The sequence below is a fragment of the Xenococcus sp. PCC 7305 genome (genome assembly GCF_000332055.1).
In the GTDB taxonomy this organism is placed as follows: domain Bacteria; phylum Cyanobacteriota; class Cyanobacteriia; order Cyanobacteriales; family Xenococcaceae; genus Xenococcus.
This window is the reverse complement of sequence record NZ_ALVZ01000115.1, coordinates 1-21,229: the sequence shown is the minus strand read 5'-3', so window position 1 is coordinate 21,229 and position 21,229 is coordinate 1. Positions and strand designations below refer to the sequence as shown.

The 21,229-nt window shown below is 40.3% G+C and carries 18 protein-coding genes; 10 read left to right on the top strand and 8 right to left on the bottom strand.

Going from position 1 to position 21,229, the window contains the following annotated elements; all coding sequences use genetic code 11:
• The coding region (locus XEN7305_RS05630; RefSeq protein WP_202951242.1) for a helix-turn-helix domain-containing protein at positions 1-266 on the bottom strand (266 nt) is incomplete at its 3' end.
• A gap of 19 nt (positions 267-285) precedes the next feature.
• Here XEN7305_RS05630 and tnpA point away from each other — a divergent pair.
• From tnpA to XEN7305_RS05615, 3 genes are all read left to right on the top strand, one after another.
• A complete protein-coding gene (gene tnpA / locus XEN7305_RS05625) occupies positions 286-702 on the top strand; it encodes an IS200/IS605 family transposase (RefSeq protein ID WP_006508390.1) in 417 nt (138 codons plus the stop codon).
• 116 nt (positions 703-818) lie between these two features.
• The gene (locus XEN7305_RS05620) at positions 819-1,448 is read left to right on the top strand and encodes an NAD(P)-dependent oxidoreductase (RefSeq protein ID WP_006508389.1); all 630 of its coding nucleotides are present in this window, start codon (positions 819-821) and stop codon (positions 1,446-1,448) included.
• A 44-nt stretch (positions 1,449-1,492) separates the two neighbouring features.
• Positions 1,493-1,996, top strand: a complete 504-nt coding sequence (locus XEN7305_RS05615) for a DUF1772 domain-containing protein (protein WP_006508388.1) — start codon at positions 1,493-1,495, stop codon at positions 1,994-1,996.
• On the opposite strand, the gene XEN7305_RS05610 is transcribed toward XEN7305_RS05615, so the two are convergent.
• Positions 1,982-3,688: a SpoIID/LytB domain-containing protein gene (locus XEN7305_RS05610; protein WP_006508387.1), complete on the bottom strand. Its 1,707-nt coding sequence runs from the start codon at positions 3,686-3,688 to the stop codon at positions 1,982-1,984. The genes XEN7305_RS05615 and XEN7305_RS05610 overlap by 15 nt on opposite strands.
• Positions 3,678-5,468, bottom strand: a complete 1,791-nt coding sequence (locus XEN7305_RS05605) for an SLC13 family permease (RefSeq protein ID WP_006508386.1) — start codon at positions 5,466-5,468, stop codon at positions 3,678-3,680. Before XEN7305_RS05605 ends, XEN7305_RS05610 begins: the two co-directional genes overlap by 11 nt.
• 519 nt (positions 5,469-5,987) lie before the next feature.
• On the opposite strand from XEN7305_RS05605, the gene psb34 reads away from it, so the two are divergent.
• Both psb34 and psbP read left to right on the top strand, forming a co-directional pair.
• Positions 5,988-6,167, top strand: coding sequence for a photosystem II assembly protein Psb34 (gene psb34, locus XEN7305_RS05600; protein WP_006508385.1), 180 nt, complete (start codon positions 5,988-5,990; stop codon positions 6,165-6,167).
• Positions 6,168-6,273: 106 nt separating this feature from the next.
• Positions 6,274-6,819: a photosystem II reaction center PsbP gene (gene psbP, locus XEN7305_RS05595; RefSeq protein ID WP_006508384.1), complete on the top strand. Its 546-nt coding sequence runs from the start codon at positions 6,274-6,276 to the stop codon at positions 6,817-6,819.
• An 80-nt stretch (positions 6,820-6,899) separates the two neighbouring features.
• On the opposite strand, the gene XEN7305_RS05590 is transcribed toward psbP, so the two are convergent.
• The 3 genes from XEN7305_RS05590 to XEN7305_RS05580 all read right to left on the bottom strand — a co-directional run bounded on the left by XEN7305_RS05590 (position 6,900) and on the right by XEN7305_RS05580 (position 13,440).
• Positions 6,900-7,661 carry an MBL fold metallo-hydrolase gene (locus tag XEN7305_RS05590; protein WP_006508383.1) on the bottom strand — a complete coding sequence of 254 codons (762 nt, stop codon included), beginning with the start codon at positions 7,659-7,661 and terminating at the stop codon, positions 6,900-6,902.
• Positions 7,662-7,777: 116 nt separating this feature from the next.
• Positions 7,778-10,585, bottom strand: a complete 2,808-nt coding sequence (locus tag XEN7305_RS05585) for a filamentous hemagglutinin N-terminal domain-containing protein (protein ID WP_006508382.1) — start codon at positions 10,583-10,585, stop codon at positions 7,778-7,780.
• A gap of 221 nt (positions 10,586-10,806) precedes the next feature.
• The gene (locus tag XEN7305_RS05580) at positions 10,807-13,440 is read right to left on the bottom strand and encodes a filamentous hemagglutinin N-terminal domain-containing protein (RefSeq protein ID WP_006508381.1); all 2,634 of its coding nucleotides are present in this window, start codon (positions 13,438-13,440) and stop codon (positions 10,807-10,809) included.
• 417 nt (positions 13,441-13,857) lie between these two features.
• Between XEN7305_RS05580 and XEN7305_RS05575 the strand changes: the two genes are divergently transcribed.
• The 3 genes from XEN7305_RS05575 to XEN7305_RS05565 all read left to right on the top strand — a co-directional run bounded on the left by XEN7305_RS05575 (position 13,858) and on the right by XEN7305_RS05565 (position 18,813).
• Positions 13,858-15,657, top strand: a complete 1,800-nt coding sequence (locus XEN7305_RS05575) for a ShlB/FhaC/HecB family hemolysin secretion/activation protein (RefSeq protein ID WP_006508380.1) — start codon at positions 13,858-13,860, stop codon at positions 15,655-15,657.
• A 36-nt stretch (positions 15,658-15,693) separates the two neighbouring features.
• On the top strand, positions 15,694-18,525 hold the full coding sequence (locus XEN7305_RS05570; protein ID WP_006508379.1) for a CHAT domain-containing protein: 2,832 nt from the start codon (positions 15,694-15,696) through the stop codon (positions 18,523-18,525).
• Positions 18,526-18,609: 84 nt separating this feature from the next.
• A complete protein-coding gene (locus tag XEN7305_RS05565) occupies positions 18,610-18,813 on the top strand; it encodes a hypothetical protein (RefSeq protein WP_006508378.1) in 204 nt (67 codons plus the stop codon).
• A 283-nt stretch (positions 18,814-19,096) separates the two neighbouring features.
• On the opposite strand, the gene XEN7305_RS05560 is transcribed toward XEN7305_RS05565, so the two are convergent.
• Together XEN7305_RS05560 and XEN7305_RS05555 are read right to left on the bottom strand one after the other, a co-directional pair.
• Positions 19,097-19,645 carry a spore maturation protein gene (locus XEN7305_RS05560; protein WP_006508377.1) on the bottom strand — a complete coding sequence of 183 codons (549 nt, stop codon included), beginning with the start codon at positions 19,643-19,645 and terminating at the stop codon, positions 19,097-19,099.
• Positions 19,646-20,242, bottom strand: a complete 597-nt coding sequence (locus tag XEN7305_RS05555) for a nucleoside recognition domain-containing protein (RefSeq protein WP_006508376.1) — start codon at positions 20,240-20,242, stop codon at positions 19,646-19,648.
• Positions 20,243-20,509: 267 nt separating this feature from the next.
• Here XEN7305_RS05555 and XEN7305_RS28070 point away from each other — a divergent pair, with 267 nt between their 5' ends.
• Together XEN7305_RS28070 and XEN7305_RS05545 are read left to right on the top strand one after the other, a co-directional pair.
• The gene (locus tag XEN7305_RS28070; protein WP_006508375.1) at positions 20,510-20,836 is read left to right on the top strand and encodes a DUF2283 domain-containing protein; all 327 of its coding nucleotides are present in this window, start codon (positions 20,510-20,512) and stop codon (positions 20,834-20,836) included.
• On the top strand, positions 20,826-21,185 hold the full coding sequence (locus XEN7305_RS05545; protein WP_006508374.1) for a PIN domain-containing protein: 360 nt from the start codon (positions 20,826-20,828) through the stop codon (positions 21,183-21,185). The genes XEN7305_RS28070 and XEN7305_RS05545 overlap by 11 nt, the downstream gene beginning before the upstream one ends.
• Positions 21,186-21,229 lie beyond the last annotated feature (44 nt).

Genomic DNA, 21,229 nt, shown 5'->3' with positions numbered 1-21,229 from the left:
AGTGATTGCTGAAGTACCACCGAAGAAACTTCCTTTAGCCAAGCTCGACTCTCTGTCTTTTTCGCTTGAGTGATGACGAGAGAGCTAATTTTCTTTGGTCTGTCTTGTTTATTGGCTTCAGCCTTTTTGTATAGATACAACGCATCATTCCATACCACACGAGCGCAACCCATTGCTTGAGCTAATCGCTGTAGCTGATTTGGCTTGGGGTAAATGCGGTAGTTGTATCTAGCTTTCATGGTTGGTCTGTATGCTATATTTGTCATTGTAGCATAATTGGTCTGCATGAAGGAAACTTACTATAGAAAAGGAAGGCACAGTGTTACTGGAATCTACGTTCACTTGGTCTTTGTAACAAAGTATCGCAAAAAAATACTTTCCAGTGAGCACATAGAGTTCATCGAAGAAGTCTGCACGGGAGTAGCCAAGAAAATGGGGTTTAAGCTAATTCAGCTCAATGGGGAAGCCGAGCATGTTCATTGTTTGATTGAATACCCACCAAAGCTTTCCGTTTCCCAAATTGTCAATTCCCTCAAAGGAGTCTCTAGTAGAATGCTCCGAAAGGAATATCAACTAAGCCCCCATACTGCACATATTTGGAGCCCAAGTTACTTTGCTGTTAGTTGTGGTGGTGCTCCTATAGCTAAAATTAAAAAATATATTGAAAATCAGAATATTACGCCCTTTAGGGCGGGGTTTTAAACCCATGATTTTTGATAAACTGATAGCAAGATCGTGATAGTTTCACAAGAATTAGATAGCTGAGATTTAATCATTTTCCTAAGCTTAGGGTGTTGTAAATTTAGGAAAAGCAATAGATGAAACTTGTAATTTTTGGCTCAACTGGCACTATTGGTCGAGAAGTAGTTGAACAAGCTCTCCAACAGAAACATACAGTTACCGCATTTACCCGCAATCCCTCTAAGCTTGATCTCAAAAATCCTAATCTCAGAATTTTTCAAGGAGATGTTTTGGATCTTCCTGCTGTGGAACAGGCAGTACAAGGCCAAGATGCTGTTATCTGCACCCTTGGTTCTGGGCAGAAGCTAACTGGAACCGTTCGCTCAGAGGGCACTAGAAAAATCGTTAAAGCAATGAAGACAAGGGGAGTTCAAAGATTTATCTGTCAAACAACTATTGGGACAGGTGATAGCTGGGGTAGCCTGAACTTCTATTGGAAGTACATCATGTTTGGCCTAGTCTTGCGCAATGTACTTGCTGATCATGAAATACAAGAACAAGATGTAAGACAAAGCGGTTTGGATTGGACTATTGTGCGTCCAGGAGCCTTTGTTGAAGGCGATCGCACTGGTAATTATCGCCACGGTTTTCCTGGTACTGATAAGACTTCCAAACTGAAAATCTCCCGGGCAGATGTCGCTGATTTTATCCTCAAACAACTGGTCGATGATTCCTATTTACACCAAACACCCAGTTTGTCCTATTAGAGCGATGCCAACCAATATTTTGAGATTTTAAGGAGACTATAATTATGTCAACAGAAGTAATTTTTCAGCTTACATTAATCTCGGCTACATTTCTCTGTTCCCTAGTAGCAGGCTTCCTGTTTGCTTTTGCTGTAGTGGTGATGCCTGGGCTAAAAAGTTTAAATGATCGAGAGTTTATCTGGGCTTTTCAGGTAGTCGATGGGGTTATTCAGAAGAATCAGCCGATTTTTGTCTTGGTCTGGGTCGGTTCAGTGTTGGCCCTGCTTACTTCAGCTGTGCTGGGTATCAGACAATTGGATGGGGCTGAACGTTTACTAATAACATTTTCCACACTCATCTATCTTTTTGGCGTTCAATTGCCGACCTTCACGATCAATGTGCCACTGAATAACAAACTACAAACTCTAAAACCCGACACTATGGATGAAAAGATGCAAAAAGCAGCTCGTAGAGAATTTGAACCGCGTTGGAACCTCTGGAACTCGATCAGAACACCCCTTGCCTGCCTAACATCTGTCCTGTTAATAATTTTATTATTCAGACTGTGAAAAGAAAATAATGTCATCATTCAAAGGTTCAATTTTTGTTCCGGGGTAATAAAAAGCCAAAATTTGATTAGCGGACCAACCTAATCTGGCTAGGTTATAGGAGCCAAATTGGCTCAAACCGACTCCGTGACCAAATCCCCCACCAATAAAGGCATAGGCTTCTAATTCATTGGCCTGATTGTAAACAGGGTCCAGATAAAACAAAGTGCTAATAGGGGGGCCAAAAGCACTTCTGACCTCGTTTTTAAATAATTTGATATTGCCCAAATCTGTTGTGACTAATAGAGTGATAATTCTTCCTGATCGCGATCGCTCTGTAACCTCTAGATTGGTAATCGTGGTAAAGTTCACCAGAGGATGATTGGTTCTAGTTAAATAACGACGGAAATCATCGTTTAAATCAGTAAGTTTACTGGTTCTATCCCAACGAAATCGACTGGTTCCTGTTTCATTGAATCCTTGAGTGAGACTTAGGAAGCGACGCAGCAAGGACTCATCGGATAAAGGATAGCGATCGAGATCCCACAGAGGAGATGGTGCATCGATAACAGGAATCAAGTAAGGACGTTCTTCTCCTTCCCAAACATCACTAAAAGAAGCTCCAACGCCTCCAGTAGTTGAAGAATAAAGCGCATCAACTAATTCATTTTCATAGGTTAAAACTAATCCTTTAGTATTCGCGATCGCCTGATCCGTTCTCTTGGTTGCACCGCTCAGTCCTTTGTAAACCTGACAATGAATCGTCGCACAGAGTTCATAATCATCGGCGACAAAACGACGCAGATTCCTTAGTGCATAGGTTCGAGCAATAATAGTTTGTGATGCGATCGCTTTTTGCGGAGCATTAGCACCAATTTCATAGGGCACAACTCCCCGCAGATAGGTTTCTAGGGGCACATGATTAACTAAAGTAAAATTGCCATAGGCATTGGGTTGCAGTTGCAGACTTCCCCCATAAATACGATTGGTTTGAGATTTATTACTAGTAGCCTGAACCCGAACCCGACTTTTTTGCGTATCAATTGCTATTTCATTATCATGATATTCCGTCCCATCAATATTAATTGTTACCTGGGGAATCGTAGAGAGTAATTCACTTTCAAGATAAGGAGCATCGTAACCATTATCCGCCAAGCTTTGTAGCAATAAACGACGAATTATCGGGCTATCATAAACATCTCTTTTTGCCCAAACTTGCCATCTACCAGGTTGCACAATTTCTACTGCAAGACCTACGCTGCGCCAAAAGTTAGCATTGTTTTCTGCGGTTTCAAACGTGGAATAATTACCCAAAATAACTCTTTCAGAAACAATGGGTTCGTCAAGGGGCTTGTCTATAGTTTGCAGAATAATCTTTTTACTTTTTACCGTTTGCGACTCGTCCTCTGTGGTATTTTCGGGGTTTTGCTGTCCATCCAGGGAACTAATGGTCAGCCAATCTCCTGTCGTGCTAGTAATCTCAATGCGTTCAACAATTTCATCTTTCTCATCAACCAGTTCATCCCCAAATCGCTGGATAATGCCTACTTTCAACTCAGGCTCTTGAGCCAAAGCTCCTGTCGCCAGAACAGCTTCTGCTCCTACAACTAAACCAAAAACTAAAATACCAAAACTACGATAAATCATCTTCTCAACTGATAACTGATAACTGATAACTGATAACTGATCACTGATAACTGATTCAGATTCCATACAACAAAATAATTAATGCTGGGGTGACAATTGCCATAAGAATACTGAGAGGAGTTCCTAAACGAACAAAATCGATAAACTTATATCCCCCAGGGCCGTAGACCATGGTATTAGTCTGATAACCAATAGGAGTCATAAAACTATTAGAGGCTCCAAAAGTTACAGCAAACATAATAGAAAAAGGATTTAATTCTAAAGAGCCTGCGATTTGAAGCCCCAGGGGAATCATTAGCAAAACTGCGGCATTATTAGAGAGAATGGCAGTTAGTAAAGAGGTAATGACATAGAAAAAAGTTAAAATCCAATAGCCAGAAAGATTTGTCCCAATAATGAGTAATTGCTCTGCGATTAAGGCGGTGGCGCCAGACTTTTCCATAGCGATCCCTAAAGGAATCAATCCAGCCAATAAAAAAATTACATCCCAACGTACTGCACCATAAATTTCTCCTGGTTTGAGAATTCCCATTAAGACCATGAAAATCACACCGGTCAAGGCACTAACCATAATGGGAATCAGATTAAGAGCTGAAGCCAAGATTACTCCCGCACAAATCGCGATCGCAATAATTGCTTTATCTTCCCGCAAATTCTCAGCATCTTTCTGTTCTAAAACTAACAACTCTCTAGTGGTTTGCAAACCCAAAAAACTTTGTTTGGGGCCTTGCACCAATAACAAATCTCCAAAACGCAAAGGAACTCGACCTAAGCGATCGCGAATCAATTCCTGCCCCCGACGAATCGCCAAGACAGTAGCATTATATCTTTGGCGAAAGCGCAAATCTCTCAGCGTCGAACCAATGAGACGGGAATTCGATAAAATCAGAACTTCTCCAACTTTATCTTGTTGGGTATTTAGTTCCTTCTCTAAAGACTGTTGAGTGAATTTGACATCGGGAAATATTTCTATTTCCTTTTCCTCTCTAATTTGGAGTACGACTTCTCGGCTACCTCTAACAATTAGAATATCCCCCGCACTGATTTTTTTATCGGCGATCGGCGGAGGAAAATGCATACCATCATGAATTAGCTCTAGAACATCAATATCAAACTTGCGCTGAATCTCACTATTTCTTAAAGTATTTCCGATCAGACTTGATGTTTCAGAAACTACAACTTCGGTCACATAATCATTTAATTCATAACTTTGACCCAGAGAATCATTTTCCGCCTTCTTTCTATTAGGCAAAATTCTGGGGGTGAAAAAGGCTAAATAAGCTAGTCCAATAACCAGTATTATCGCACCTAATCCTGTAAATTGAAATACGCTAAACTCTCCATACCCCAACTTTTGTGATAATCCACTAGCCAAAATATTGGTAGAAGTCCCAATTAGAGTTAATGTTCCCCCTAAGATAGAAGCAAAAGATAAGGGCATCAATAACTTTGAAACAGAAACTCCTTGTTTATTGCTCCAATCTTCAATGATCGGAATAAAAATGGCGACTACCGCAGTATTATTAATTACTGCACTAATGGGTCCAACGATCGCTCCCATCAATAAAATTTTCCGTGAGATAGTTTTGCCACCCCATTTTATAAGCAAATCTCTAACTACTTGAATTGATCCGGTACGAGTAACTCCTGCACTGAGAATAAACATGGCCATTACTGTGATGGTTGCCGTGTTGCCAAAACCAGAAATTCCCTCTTCAGGAGTGACAAGTCCCAGGAGCATCAAAACAATAGTAATAATAAGTGCTGTTAAGTCTACTGGTAACCACTCAAAAACAAAAGCAATTAGAGCCAGACCTAAAACACTAAAGGTAAGAAAGATAGCCATTAAAAGTTATTTATAAAGATTATTGGGAACGGGGAACGGGGAACGAAAAGCCAAGAAGCTATCAAAATTTAGGTAGGATTGTCATAGATTAATTTATGCCGATATTGTAAGAATGAGAACTGTTCTCCATTCTCTGCTATATGGATTGAGATGCCTATCATTGTTAACGAGATTTTAAGTAGTGGAAATTATAACCATTGTGCTTTTACTGTTATTGGGAAATTGGATCTTAACAGGTAGTTTGCTTTATATTCCCATCTGGCTTCTAAATTGGCTTAGTTATTGGGTCTCATGGAGCGGTGTTTTTTGTTTTTTAATCTTTCTCGGATGGTGCTTGGGAGACGATTTTAACGATTCTTGAATTTCTGACCTACGGGATGTCTTCCGCAAAAATGATTAGGTTGGGGAATATGTGACATTGATTCTTTTTATCGCACAATGTAAAGAAATGTTGTAAGATGATACGAATAGTATTTACATTAATCAATTTTTTTAAAAAATCTAGGGGAGCTTACAAATATGCCTTATACCACTGAAGAAGGGGGAAGACTGAACAATTTTGCGAGAGAGCCTCAAATGTATCAAGCAGAACCTCCGACTCCATCAGAAAAACGTAACTTTCTTTTTGTGGGGATATTTGGAGCTGTTGTAACAGTTGGCGCGATCGCTGTTGCTGTGTTCGCGACTGGTGCCAGCTAAAAAAAATTTATTTCGTTACATGTTTCATTAGATTATAAAGTGAGGTGGGCTATCCCACCTTTTTGTTTGGCAGATCAACTAAATAGATCAATTTAATAATACAAGAATGCTCAGATTACTAATTACCCTATGTTTAATTTCTCTAACTACTTTAATTTCCAGTTGTTCTGCGGGAATTAGTGGTGTCCAAAGTTATGTTAATCCGTCTGCTGGATATGAATTTCTCTATCCTAATGGCTGGATACCTGTAACTGTGTCTGGGGCATCCTCAAATGTTAGCGTTGTCTATCGAGATCTGGTCGAAAGAAGTGAGAATCTTAGCGTCATTGTTAGTGATGTTCCCGCAGAAGAAACCCTTGAGGACTTGGGAACTCCGACAGAAGTAGGCTATCGCTTTTTTAAGGCTGTAAATGACGATCGCGATCGCGAAACCGAATTTATCTCTGCTGAGTCTCGCCAAAGAGATGACCAAACCTATTATATTTTCGAGTACGAAGTTACTCTGCCTAATGATGTAATTCGACATAATGTCTCTAGTGTTGCTGTTAGTCGTGGTCAGCTCTTCACTTTCAACATTTCAACTTCTGAGCAGCGCTGGTCAAATGTTCAAGAAACTTTTGAGATTGCTGCTAGATCTTTTACCGTAAGGTAATTTCTGGAAGTATTTTGACCAAGTTAAGGGTGCATCGCGATGCACCCTTACACTAATGGGACCTTCTTTATCAGGAATTACTAAACCAAGGATAATTCTATGCTTTCTCCCGATTGAGGATCGATCGCAATAGTCGATAAATCTTTTTGCTTCAGTAGCTCATTGAATTCTTCAACTGTCCCTTCTGCTTTGAGAATCGCCAGCAACAGCCCTTCAAAACTAACATCCCCTCCTGCGGCAGTAGAAAGGATTACTTGAGGTTTAACCGCTCGGCATAATTCCAAAGCGGTTTTTTGTCCTTTAATCACTGCACCGATCAGCGGCAATTTGAGATTAATTAGGGGAGTGATCACTACATCTATCGATTCGGCAGATTTAATCTCCTGGGAATGATAACCGTGAGGTTCGTAATAAATTGTTTTCCCAGATTCTAGGCCCTTAATAATATAGGCATTTTCAATTAAAGTTGGGCCAATAGGAGAGCCAGGAATTGCTGTAATTTCTACTTTATCTTTGATCGTCTGACTTTCCCCATGGGTGATCGCAGTAATATGAGAATATCCCAACTCTTGTACTACTTTCTCTGCATTAGGAGAGCTAACAACGGGAATATTATGATCTAATTCTTTTAAAGTTGGCGGATGAGCATGATCTTCCAATCCCTGGGAAAGTAAGATTAAGTCTATGTTTTCTGGGATCGGATGAGCATTGTTTTTCGTCCCCTTAAATAGCCAGGTGGCACTGCCAAAAGTGAGGTCTCCCACTAACCAGGGATCAAGCAATATTCTCGTTCCGTCTATTTCAATCAACCAAGAGTTGCTATCAAAATAAGTTAAATGCATAAATTTTATTTTTAGAGAGGTTTTTCTCATTGTAAAGTTTTGTTGAGAAAAACGCTTAGGGGTTTATCTAAGGTGGCACAGTATCACTCTATTTAATCGCAGACCATCCAATTTCATCAACTACAGTTCGATGAAACATGAGGAGTTCGAGTATTAATGTCATCCGTAGTAGTATAGGCAGTTAAGACAATCCTGCCATCTTCTGTTTTGATGATGCCTCTGGCTGGATAAATGTCTCCCATACTAGTTTGGATAGGTTTGATTTCTGGGTTTTGAGACTGAAGATTTCCAGAAGTATTTTGTTCCTCAACGAGGATAGTCTCGGAGTCAAAAGCTTCAGTGGGAATGGGCGGAACCCCACCTTTTCCTTTGACGATTAAACCACTAGCTTTGTCCGAAGTGCGATCTCTCTGACAAGCTTGAGCAACTGTTTGTTCTGATTCAACAAGACCATTCGGTAATTCGATATCAGTTTGTAGCCGATTAATATCAGGTGTCACAATCGAGACGGTACCATCCAAACCAAACTCAGAACTAGCATCAATATCATTAGTCTGATTGGGAGGAGTGGAGCTTCTTTCTACGATACCAAAAAGAGCTTCAGCGGTAATATTAATATTCCCTCCTTGTCCCTGGTTGGCACTGGCTAGAATATCACTGTTTTGATTAGGATAAGCCACAATAAAGTTGGTATTAATCGTCACATTCCCTCCGTTTCCAGTGCCCCCTGCTTCAGCAGAAATGAGACTATTATTTCGCAAAGAAATCAGCTCATTAACTCTTAAAGTAATATTCCCACCTTCTCCGGAGACAGTTTCCACTAAGATGGAGCCTTGATCTTCAAAGTCAATTGAATCAGCAGAAATATTAATACTTCCACCATTCCCTGTAGAGTTAGGGAAGTTATTCGCAAAAACTCCCGTTTGTAATTCTATTTCCTGTAAGTTTGGCTCATCAAAGGGAGATCCTGCAGCAGGGTTTGCATTATTCAAGACAATGTCTCCAGTAATATTGAGATTAATACTTCCCGCATTACCACCGATATCAGCCCCTGTAACGATCTTGCCTCCATTACTTAATCTTAGAGAGTCTGCATTAATCGTAATATCTCCCCCATCGAAATTTGTTTCAGTTAAAGCATCGATCACTGACCCATTGTTGAGATTGATTGTGCCAGCATTAATCGTAATATTTCCTGCTTCTCCCACTGAACCTTGAGCAATATTAGTAGAAATTAAGGAAAAATTATTGAGGAAAATCGAAGGCGCAGAGATAGTAATGTCGCCACCTTCTCCCACGACGTCTGTTTGCAATTGGGAAATAATTAGACTAATACGATTATCGATAGCACTATCAATGGTTTGATCAATACTATCTAAGACAATTGAATCAGTTGCATTAATGGTTATATCACCTGTATTTCCCGTGCCTTGATTATCTGCCAATATTCTTGAGCCATTAACAGTTAAAGATCCTGTATCAATATCTATATTGCCACTATTTCCTGTTGCATTATTTAATACTTGCACTGAAATTTGACCACTACCAACCACAGATATATTGCCTAACGCTCGGATACTAACATTTCCCGCATTTCCTTCAGCTCCACCCAAAACACCTGCGTTTATTTGGCCACTGTTAAAAAATAAACTATTCGTATTAATGTTTATATCACCACCATTTCCTGTTGCGATATCTCTCTCCAAGCCGCCTCTAACCCGAGAATTCACGACAGCATCTCTTCCATCAATAGTTATTGAACGAGCATTGAGGTTAATATTCCCTGCATCCCCCACACCAAATGTATCGCTGCTTATTGATGCTACATTGGTTGCTTCTAATATATTGGTTTCAATTGTGATATCACCAGCATTCCCTATTGCATTACTTCTGCCATTACCAGTTCTTCTTGCCGAGGAGACGCCCACATTATTACGAATACCTACTCCCAAAGCTCTTTGAAAAAAGACGGATTCTGTTGTTCTCTCTGTTAGTTGGCTTTCTTGTCCGATGATTCGCACTGATTCGGTCGCATTGATAGTGATATCTCCAGCCTGGGCAGTTGGAGAACCCATATTTTCCGCTATCCCGGCAAATAGTTCACTTTGATCTGTAAGCGTAAGATTTCGAGCATTAACATTAATAGAACCACCTCCCCCAGCTCTTACATTTACTGCGGCTTGATTGGTTAAAGTCACATCTGCTCTGACGATTCCATCAGGAAAACTAAGACTGCCATCAAGATTGATGCCAATTTCGCCTGCTGCCAACAATCCGCCTAATTCTACAGTGCCGCCTGGGGCAGTAATTATTCCGCCTTGTAAATTAATATTTCCGCCAACTAGAGTGATGTTCTCTCCTAGGGGGACTTGCAACCCCACATCATCAGCCCCAGAACGATTAACAATATCGCCAGGATTATCGCGAAAACTTAAACCAATCGGCGCATTGATCGTCAGCAAAGGAGGATTAGTTAAATTTGTCGCACTAAATTCGCCATCGGGAAAGACAATACTATCGGCAGTACTGCCAAAAAAAGAGCCTCCAATATCTAAGCTTGCTCCTTCGCCGAAAATAATACCTGCGGGATTAAGCAAAAATAAATTGGCGCCGCCATTTGCACCTAGCAATCCATTGATGTTGGAGATATTTCCACCCGTAACTCTTGAGAAAATATTGACGATATCCGCTGCATTATTGAAAAATGCCGAACCATCTGTAGGAACGGAGAAATCGCTGAAACTATGAAATAAATTACCACCAGCGCGATCGCCTTGTTCAATAGTAAAATCATTGCCCGTAATCCCGACTGTTGTGTTGGTTGTGCCATCAGGAGAGACTTGTGAGTTAGATGGTTTTAGGAAAATTCCTTGGCTAATGGTGAAGCAGCTCAAAGATAGTAGTAGCGATAATCTTTTTTTCAACTTCAGCTCCTCTAAATGGTGTTAGTATTGCAATTTAGATGCTAGTGATTATACAGAGCAAAACTTTGACAAATTATCAAACTTGAATATTATTCATATAAATTAACTTCTGTTCTTGATTTACTATTTTTCGGTTAGTTTTTGTTAAGAAAAGGGTGAAGGAATTCGCGATTTTTCAGATCCCTCAAGTTGAACTTCATCGATGTTGACCCCCAACTTTATCAACTACAGTTAGGCGAGACGTGAGGAGTTCGCGAATTGATCTTATCTGTAGTATAGGCAGTTAAAATGATTTTATTATCGGCTGTTTTAATGATCCCTCTGGCTGGATAAATGTCTCCCATGCCAGTTTTAATAGGTTTGATTTCTGGATTGCGAGCTTGAAGATTCTCATAAGTATTTTGCTCCTCGATCAAGATATTGTCGGAATTAAAAGCATCAGTAGGGACAGAAGGAACCCCACCTTTCCCTTTGACGATTAAGCCACTAGCTTCTCCCGAAGAGCGATCGCTCTGACAAGCTTGAGCAACTGTTTGTTCTGATTCAACAAGACTATTTGGTAATTCGATATCAGTTTGCAACCGATTAATATCAGGGGTCACAACTGAGACGTTACCATCTAAACCAAACTCAGAACTAGCATCAATATCATTAGTTTGATTGGGAGGAGTCGAACTTCTTTCTTCAATCCCGAAAAGAGCTTCAGCTGTAATATTGATATTTCCGCCATTCCCAGAGATCGCATTAGCGATAATATCACTGTTTTTATTGGGAATTGCAATAATAAAGTCTGTATTAATATTGATATCACCACCATTACCGGAGAATGTTCCAGTAGAAATAGAGCCTTGCTCTTCAAATATAATTAGATCAGCCACAATCGAAATATTGCCACCATTTCCTGTAGAACCAGAAGCATTATTGGCAAAAATACCAGTTTCAAAGGTTAAATCTTGTAATATTTGTTCATTGAAGGGCGAATCACCTGGAGGATTACCATTTTCTACAATGAGATCTCCCGTAAGATTTAGATTAATATTGCCGGCATTAGCACTTTCATCATTTCCCGCAACTATTTTCCCTCCATCACTTAGTTCTAAAGAGTCCGCATTAATATTAATATCTCCGCCATCAAAATTCGTTTCTGATAAAACGTCAACAATCGCCCCTTTCGTGATACTTATACTCTCTCCATTAAGAGTTACTGTACCAGGTTCCCCAATGGAACTTTGTGTAGCATTAGCAGAAACCAAAGCAAAATTGGCTAGGGAAATGTTTGGCGCAGAGATGACGATATTCCCCGCACTTCCAATAGCGTCACCTTGCAATTGGGTGATAATTTGGGGAAATGTTTCAGAAGGATCTTCGTCTAAGCCTTCAATAGCAGCTGACTCTGTAGCGTTAATCGTTATGGTTCCGGCATTACCGATGCCACTTTGTTTATCAGCTATAATCAGAGATCTTCCTTGAAGATTAAAAGATTTTGTCTCAATTTTGATATTGCCGGAATTCCCCTCCGTATCACCAATTGACTGAGCGGTTAGTAAGCCGCCATTAATGATGCTCACCGACTCAGCACCATTGAGTGTAACATCTCCTACATTGCCTTTTACGCGAACTGTTATGCTGAGGATATCCCCATCATCTAACAGAATAGTATTGGCATTAACCAGAATATCTCCCGAATCCCCCTCTGCTTGAGGATTAACAATGGATACTAACTTTCCAGCATTATATACTTCTAAGACATTAGTATTAACAACTATATTTCCCGCATTTCCCAAACCATTACTACTCGTATCAGAACTATCCCTAAATCTTGAGTTTACCCCAACACTATTAGTAATTTCTGATTCAAATCCTGGAAAGGCTGTTCCCTGATTAACGCCAAAGATTCTGACGGCTTCTGTAGCATTAACCGTAATATCTCCTGCTTGCGCTCCTGGGAAACCACTATTTTCTGCAATGCCAGCAATTAGTTTACTGCGCTCGCTAATAGTAAGACTACGAGTATCCACATTAATAGAACCGCCACCACCAGCACTAACGTTAACGTCAGCATTATTCGTTAAAGCTATGTCCGATCTGGTTATACCATCAGGAAAAGTAAGGCTTCCATCAGGATTAATCCCAATGTCTCCTGCTGCGGATAATCCGCCTAAGTTGATAATCCCCCCGGGAGCTGTTAATCCACTGTCATCAAGGAAAATATTGCCACCAACTAAAGTAATGTTATTTCCTGGCTCTACCTGTAAGCCAATTCTAGTGACAACAGTCCGTTCTGAATCTGTGCCTTGATTAATAGTTGTTGTTTCTCTTAAGTCAGAACGATTAACAATATCGCCAGGATTGTCGCGAAAACTTAAACCAATCGGCGCGTTGATCGTCAGCAAAGGAGGATTAGCTAAATTTGTCGCACTAAATTCGCCATCAGGAAAGACAATACTATCAGCTGTACTGCCAAAAAAAGAGCCTCCAATATCTAACCTGGCTCCCTCGCCAAAAATAATACCTGCGGGGTTAAGCAAAAATAAATTGGCGCCGCCATTTGCACCTAGTAATCCGTCAATATTAGAAATGTTTCCACCCGTAACTCTTGAAAAAATATTGACTATATCCGCTGCATTATTGAAAAATGCCGAACCATCTGTAGGAACGGAGAAATCGCTGAAACTATGAAATAAATTGCCGCCAGCGCGATCGCCTTGTTCAATAGTAAAATCATTGCCAGTAACCCCGACTGTTGTGTTGGTTGTGCCATCAGGGGAAACCTGTGCGGTAGAAGGTTTTAGTAAAATTCCTTGGCCAATGGTGAAGCAGCTCAAAGATAGTAGTAGCGATAATCTTCTTGTCAATTTTAGCTCCTCTAAATAGGGTTGTTAGTTCAATTTAGATGTCAGTGATTATACAGAGCAAAACTGCTACTAGCGGTCAAAGTTGAACATTAATTTACAGAAATTAACTTTCGTTCTTGATTACCTATTCTTAGTTAGCTTTTATTGAGCACAAAGTTGGAAGATTGACGATCGCAGATTGAGTAGATTCGTGATGATTATCGACAAGCAATAATCTCAATTCGATTTTCTGAGTAATTGTTAAGCAAAAAGTTAAGAAATTTTCGATCGCGATACTTTATTTCGTCCTAGGCTTTATATTTATGTTTGTTGGATCTACGTATTTTTACAGAGTGATGTCTCATAATAGCGTTGCTCAATTGTACTTGAACTCTCTATCAGTAAATAAGCTCTATCTTCATTATTCTTGTACTCAACATGAAGCAAAAATATTTTCCGCTCATAAAAGATATCTATTCAATTGTTCTATTTGGCGCGATCGCAGCAGTGCCAGTTTCGCTGATTGTGATCGCGGGGACAGGGAAAAATGTTTTAGCTCAGATAGATACAACAATACCTCGCGATCAATTAGACCAATTAGATAGAATACCTCCAGGTTCTCTACCCCGCAATGATAACGATTCCCTGATTACTCCAAGAGAAACTTTACCGCCTTTAGAAGATCTGATAGAAACTCCTCAAATCCCTTCAGATCTAGAACAAGGAGATCCCAACCTACTGTTTGAAGTTAAAGGATTTCTTATCAAAGACAATACGGCATTTAGTGATCAAGAAATTCAGGATTTATTAGTCGACTATGTAAACGCTGCGGTTAGTTTTGCTGACCTGCTCCAAGTAGAGACTATTGTTGCCGAAAAATATAAGGATGCTGGTTATATCAACTCAGGTGCGGTGGTTCCCGTGCAAAGCGTTGAAAATGGGATTGTCACCGTACAAGTAATCGAAGGCACGATCGAGCGTCTAAGCGTTCAAGTTAAAGGTGGGAGATTATCAGAGAAATATATTAGCTCTCGTCTAGAAAGAGGAACCAAGACCCCATTTAATCTGAATGAACTGCAAGAAGCACTACAACTTTTGCAACTCAATCCTTTAATTGAAAATTTAAATGCCGAATTGTCTGTCGGCACCAGGCGCGATCGCTGGTTGTTAGATATCGAAGTTAACCAAGCAAATGCTTTTGAACCCGTAATTTTTGCCAATAATAGTCGGACTCCTAGTGTCGGCAGTTTTCAACGGGGAATTGAAATTAACCATAACAACTTTGCGGGTCTAGCAGATCGGCTGAGTTTGATTTATAAAAATACTGATGGCAGTAACGATTATAACTTTGACTATAATGTGCCATTCAATTCTTTAGATGGCAGTTTTGGAGTGCGTTATCGTTATATCACTAGCGAAATTATCGAGCCGCCTTTTGATGATCTTGATATTGAATCGAGAACTGATGAATTTGAAGTTGTAGTTCGACAACCAATTATCTTATCCGCAACCCCCAACTCTACCCAAGAAATGGCCTTGGGATTGGAGTTTTCTCGTCAGGCAAACGAAACTGAATTGTTGGGACAGCCTTTCCCTCTATCCCCCGGAGCTACTGATGATGGCAAAACTCGCATTAACGCGATTCGTTTCTTTCAAGATTGGACTCGCAGAACCAGAAGAGACGTTTTGGCCGCGCGATCGCAATTTAATTTTGGGTTAGATATCTTTGACAGCACCATCAATGACGATGGCCCTGATGGCGAGTTTTTCTCGTGGCGAGGCCAAGCTCAATGGCTAAAACTAATCAATTCCCAATCGAATATTAATTTTCTACTTCGTTCCGATATTCAAGTATCTAATAACGAGTTGGTGCCTCTAGAACAGTTTAGCTTGGGCGGCATTGATACTGTGCGGGGCTACCGTCAGGATTCCCTTCTCGGAGACAGTGGATTATTGGTTTCAGCCGAATTGAGAGTGCCAGTTCTGCGGTGGAATAATCGACAAAGCAGCGTCGCGGTCATTCCCTTTGCAGATTTTGGTACAGTTTGGGGTGAGCAAGAATTACCCAATCAAGACGAAGATACAGTTGCTTCCTTGGGAGTTGGTTTGCAATTATTGCTTGATGAAAGACTACGAGCCCGTATAGATTGGGGGATTCCCTTAGTTGAGGTAGAAGATCGCGATCGCACGCTCCAAGAGGATGGACTTTATTTTTCTTTGGAATATTTTCCTTTCTAACTTCTTTGTTAATTGTTAATTGTTGGCCTGTTAATCATGAAATATTTTTTAAAGCTCAAACGGTTTCTTCTCTCATTATCTCGCTCTCCGATTTGTCAATCGTTGAAATCTGGGAAAATTCCTAAAATATTCACTACGATCTTGCTTGCGGGATTGGGACTGGTTTCAGCGTTAATGATCCCAGTGCTATCTCAAACAGAAGCCTCAAGTCAACCTCAGTTTTTGGCGCAACAGGGCAAAGAATTTTATGAGACAGGACAATTAGAACAGGCGATCGCTACATGGGAAGAAGCTGCTGAAGTTTATGCCCTCAATGGTAATAAAGAGCAGCAGACCGCGAGTCTAATTAATACAGCCACTGCCCAGCAAGCATTGGGGCTGTATGGCGACTCTTGTAAAACCGTGCTCGACGCTTTTGACATTAAAAAAATTAATTGTTTTGAGCTTTTAGACGATGCCCCACCCTTAGAACAAGAATTGCCAAATCAAGCCTCAGTAGATGATTTAGCTGATCTACTAGAGCCCGATTCTAGCTTTGCCTTTCTGGAGCCGTTGCTCGATGAACCCTATAGTCTTAGTCAGGCAACGGGATTATTACGTTTAGGAGATTATTTTACCAATAGTAATTATCCTCAAGTCGCGTTTGTCGCGATCAATCAGAGTTTAAAGGTCGCGCAGGCCCTTGAAGACCCTCGGCAAGAAACCGCTGCTCTTTTGAGTTTGGGAAACACCTCCAGAGCGATCGCCAACAAAGAGCAAAGCCAATTCCCTCCCCAAACAATTGCCCTCGACAATATTCTTAACCGCAACGGTTCTATAGATAGTGCCGTCAAATCTTATCAAGCAGCGATCAGTTATTATGAGGAGGCAGCGAGCTCTGCCCAATCTCCGATCAACAGACTCAAAGCCCAAATGAATCATCTGAGTATGTTGCTGGATATGCAGGAATTCTGGCAAACAGCGATCGTAGACCTCAATGATAATCCGGATGTCCTAGGTATCCCCGATGCCAATTTCCAAAAGAAAATTGATCGTGGAACTGACAACTTAGTATCTGGTCTAGACAGAGAAGTTCAACCTCAAATAAATAGACTAACTACAGAGATCAGACCTCAACTAAGCAATTTACCCTCAACTCGTGCCGGCGTTTTTGCCCGCATCAATTTTGCCCAAAGCTTAATCCGACAAGATATTCTCGATGGCAACACAGCCCAAATACTTGCTGATGCCATTACTTTCGCCCAAGAAATTGATAATTCTGTTGCTGAGGCTGAAGCGACAGGTTATTTAGGTTATCTTTATGAACAAGAAGAAAAATACCAAGAAGCTCGCCAACTGACAGAAAAAGCTCTGAAATTGGCTCCGACTATCGAATCTCCCGAAATTGCCTATCGTTGGCATGCTCAATTAGGGAGAATTTTGGCTCAGCAAGGCAAAATTTCAGCTCGCTCAAACAACCTAGAAGCGGCTCAAGAAGATAGAGAAGCCGCCCTCGCTTCCTACAAAGCATCTTTCAATACGATTAGTGCTTTGCGTAGTGATTTGGCGACAACACCGGTCGAAAACATATTCCGGGAATATATAGCTCTACTACTAGACGAAGAACCGACAACAAATCAGTTAGAAGAAGCCCGAAAAGTTTTGGAATCTCTGCAAATTGCGGAACTTGACAACTTCTTTAGTGATCCCTGTTCTCCCGTGGCCGAAGATACAGTCTTGATTGATGATGTGGATAATAGTGCAGCCGTTATTTACCCAATTATCTTAGAAGATCGTCTAGAGGTGATTGTGACTCTGCCCGAAAAACCTCTGCAACTATATACAACTCCCATTACGCCGCAGAAAGTCAATAACACAATTACAGAACTGCGTCGCAAAACTTTGACTAATCCCGGATTTGCTGAAGCTTTTCGCAATGCGCGAGGTAGTTCACAACAACAAGAAGAGATCCAAAAATCTGTCGAGGAGGTGCAAAAATCTCTAGATGCTTCCCTTAACAGAGAAATTTTACCTCTAGCAACGGAAATTTATGATTGGTTAATTGCCGATGCGGAACCTCTTTTTCAAGAAAATGGGATTAAAACCTTAGTTTTTGTGCTTGATGGGCCTTTGCGCAGTATCCCCATGTCGCTACTTTATGATGGCGAAGAATATCTAATTGAAAAAGATTACAATATCGCTTTGACTTCTGGGCTACAACTTACCAATCCCCAACCCTTAAAACGTCAACCAATTAAGGTTTTGGCCGCAGGAACCACTCAAGGAAATGAGAAATATAATTTCGGTGAGATTAAAGAGGTAGAAAGAGAATTAAATTCAATTCTTGATATTTTCCCTAATTCTAAAGTGTTGTTGAACGACCAATTTACCTCCCAAACCCTGCGTGAACAATTAGAGACAGCTGATTATCCCATCGTTCACTTAGCAACTCATGGTCAATTCGGCTCTACATCTGATCAAACTTTTATTTTGAGTGGTAGCCCGTCAGATAAGGAAGAAGATTTGTTGATTAATGTGAAACAATTTGATGATCTACTAAGTGTTCGCAATCGTCGAGGTTCTCAACCCATTGAACTATTAGTTCTCAGTGCTTGTGAAACTGCCCAAGGAGATAATCAAGCTATCTTAGGATTAGCTGGAGTAGCTGTCAGAGCTGGGGCTCAGAGCACGATCGCGACTTTATGGGGTGCTAATGATGAAGCTACCGCAGAATTAATGGGGTATTTTTATCAAAACCTCAATCAAAACCAGGAAATTAGTAAAGCAGAAGCTTTGCGAGAGGCCCAATTACAACTGTTACAGAATCAGGATCAATATAGTCACCCTTATTACTGGGCTCCTTTTGTGCTCATTGGTAATTGGCTATAGGCAAGGTTGTTAAAGTAAAAGGGATGAATTATGAACGACCTTCATTCTTCATCCTTCATCCTTCATCTTTCATTCTTTAAAAATATGGACTCTAACGACAAATTTGCTTTACTCGTCATTGCAATACCTTTAGTTGGTTTGCTCTACTGTGGAATGGGTGTCGCCGTAATGATATCTAGTTTGACCGTTAGAGAACATCCTGTAATTTCTGGGGCAATCTTTATTCTCATTCCTTTTACTCTGGCTGCATCCATTTGGATTAGAGCTTCAGCCAAAGCCTATAAATAGTAAATATAAATAATAGGGGATGAATCTGATGCTTGCTATAACTCTCAGGGAGATGATTTGATTTGCCGTAAATATGATCTTCAATATGCGGTAAACTGCGCGATTACTCCCAGCTTAAAAGTCTCTCGGTGGGTCTGCGCAGACAGTAGCTAATCAAAAAAGATTAGTCTAATACCGTTCCCACCCACCTCAAAACAGATAGATAACTGAGCTAATATTTTACCTTAAAGCTCTCGGAGCAACTAGATACTACCTAGATCGAGACCGTGTTGAGCAATCTGAATCAACCAAACAACAATTGACAGATATAAACTGCACTAAAAATGCCCACGAGATCGGCAATTAACCCGGCAAGTAATGCATGACGTACTTTTTTAACTCCTACTGAACCAAAATAGACGGCAAGAACATAAAAAGTTGTTTCAGTTGAGCCAAACATTGTGGCACCAATTTTGGCGAAGAGAGAATCTGGCCCATATTGTTTCACTAAATCAGCCAATAAACCAAAAGAACCACTGCCAGATAGAGGTCGCATTAATGCCAGAAGTAAGTTTTCTGGCGGAAAACCTATAAAATTCAGGGCTGGAGCAAGGATACCAATTAAAATATCTAAAGCGCCAGAAGCGCGAAACATGCCGATCGCCACTAAAAATGCGACTAAAAAAGGAATAATTCTGATTGCGATATTAAATCCCTCTTTTGCCCCTTCGACAAATACTTCATAAACCTTGACTTTTTTGACAACCAAACCGTAACAGGGGATGACCGCTAACAGGAGAGGAATAATATATTTTGCTCCTACATTAAAAATGTCGGCTAGAGATTCAACCATTTATACCTCCTCTTCTTGCTTAAGCTTAAAAGTCTTCATTTGGGAGAGAATTTTCACGGCAATAATCGCCGCAATTGTGGACATAAGTGTTGCTGCGATCGTCGGCAGAAAAATTTGACTAGCTTGAATTCCCATCAGTCCGACAACTGTCGCCGGCAAGATTAATTGAATACTGGAAGTGTTAATGGCTAAAAACGTACACATAGCATCGGTAGCCTGATCTTTCTGAGGGTTGAGCTCCTGTAATTCTTGCATGGCTTTGAGTCCCAAAGGAGTAGCCGCATTGCCTAATCCCAGCATATTAGCTGCCATGTTTAACACTATAGAACCAATAGCGGGATGGTCTGGGGGCACATCGGGAAAAAGCCAAATCGTGATTGGTCGAACAAGTTTAGCAATCAGTTCCACTAAACCAGAGCTTTCGGCAATACTCATCATGCCTAACCAAAGTGCCATGATGCCAATTAATCCGATGGAAAGTTCTACGGCAGTTTCCGCACTTGCGATCGCAGCTCCTGTGACTGCATCAATTTTTCCTGTGAAAGATCCAACCACCACTGATATTAAAATGATTCCACACCAAATGTAGTTGAGCATATAATCTGTATTGAATTTAAGCAAAAAGGCAATCTTTCCGATTCTAATCAAACATTATGGATTTGCTTGAAAAAGTAAGATTTTCTCAACTTAATGGACTTATAGACTATATTGCATGATTTTTAGGATGGAGAATTGCGATCGCTATAGTTGGTTTTTTAGATTAAAATGTTTTAGGTAATCAAACAGACGTTTATCCTGGAACTATACATTCAACAAAAGGTCAATAAAATCGATTTTGCCTAAAAACTGGGAGGTATCTTGTCAATGAGTAAAGCTAAAATGAAATACTTTGAGAAAGAGGATATTATTCATTTAACTATTGCTGATGAGCTAGAGGCTAATAAAGTAGAAATTAGTTCCAACATTACTGCTGAGCTAAATGAGGCAGGAGAATTGGTAGGAATTGAGATTACTAACGCAAGTTCTTTTCTTCGAGATTCGATTTTAGAGTTCACTCAAGAAAAAATTATGAAACTAGTAACATCATCCGAGAAGTCGCAATTCAAATATGATTTCTCTGATTTGGCAGGTAAATTAAACTGGCAAGGAGATGCTGTCGCAATGCAAAGGAATCTCCGTGATGAGTGGTAATCGCTACTTGTTAGATACGAATGCGATCATTGCACTACTCAAGGGAAATTCTCAACTAGTTCGATTGTTGCAAAATGCTGATTGGATAGGAATTTCAGTCATTAGTCAAATTGAGTTTCTGGCATTTTCAGGTCTAACTCAAGCAGATTACCGGCTTTTCCAACAGTTTGTTCAGCGAGTTGAGGTTATTGATCTAGTATCAACGGAAATTCTGCTGCTAGAAAAAATTATTGAAATTCGTCAACAATTTAGGTTGAAATTACCAGATGCTATTATTAGACCTCTTGCAAAAATACGAGTTTTGGTTGTTTCAGCGATTTTGACCAATCGCTATATACATTATGATTAGGGGTTTATAGAAATACCCTCAATTAATTATGCAAGAGGTCTATT

Coding starts and splice junctions, on each gene's coding strand:
- tnpA (WP_006508390.1), top strand. CDS start 286: ATGAAGGAAACTTACTATAGAAAAGGAAGGCACAGTGTTACTGGAATC.
- XEN7305_RS05620 (WP_006508389.1), top strand. CDS start 819: ATGAAACTTGTAATTTTTGGCTCAACTGGCACTATTGGTCGAGAAGTA.
- XEN7305_RS05615 (WP_006508388.1), top strand. CDS start 1,493: ATGTCAACAGAAGTAATTTTTCAGCTTACATTAATCTCGGCTACATTT.
- XEN7305_RS05610 (WP_006508387.1), bottom strand. CDS start 3,688: ATGGAATCTGAATCAGTTATCAGTGATCAGTTATCAGTTATCAGTTAT.
- XEN7305_RS05605 (WP_006508386.1), bottom strand. CDS start 5,468: ATGGCTATCTTTCTTACCTTTAGTGTTTTAGGTCTGGCTCTAATTGCT.
- psb34 (WP_006508385.1), top strand. CDS start 5,988: ATGCCTTATACCACTGAAGAAGGGGGAAGACTGAACAATTTTGCGAGA.
- psbP (WP_006508384.1), top strand. CDS start 6,274: ATGCTCAGATTACTAATTACCCTATGTTTAATTTCTCTAACTACTTTA.
- XEN7305_RS05590 (WP_006508383.1), bottom strand. CDS start 7,661: ATGCATTTAACTTATTTTGATAGCAACTCTTGGTTGATTGAAATAGAC.
- XEN7305_RS05575 (WP_006508380.1), top strand. CDS start 13,858: ATGAAGCAAAAATATTTTCCGCTCATAAAAGATATCTATTCAATTGTT.
- XEN7305_RS05570 (WP_006508379.1), top strand. CDS start 15,694: ATGAAATATTTTTTAAAGCTCAAACGGTTTCTTCTCTCATTATCTCGC.
- XEN7305_RS05565 (WP_006508378.1), top strand. CDS start 18,610: ATGGACTCTAACGACAAATTTGCTTTACTCGTCATTGCAATACCTTTA.
- XEN7305_RS05560 (WP_006508377.1), bottom strand. CDS start 19,645: ATGGTTGAATCTCTAGCCGACATTTTTAATGTAGGAGCAAAATATATT.
- XEN7305_RS05555 (WP_006508376.1), bottom strand. CDS start 20,242: ATGCTCAACTACATTTGGTGTGGAATCATTTTAATATCAGTGGTGGTT.
- XEN7305_RS28070 (WP_006508375.1), top strand. CDS start 20,510: ATGAGTAAAGCTAAAATGAAATACTTTGAGAAAGAGGATATTATTCAT.
- XEN7305_RS05545 (WP_006508374.1), top strand. CDS start 20,826: ATGAGTGGTAATCGCTACTTGTTAGATACGAATGCGATCATTGCACTA.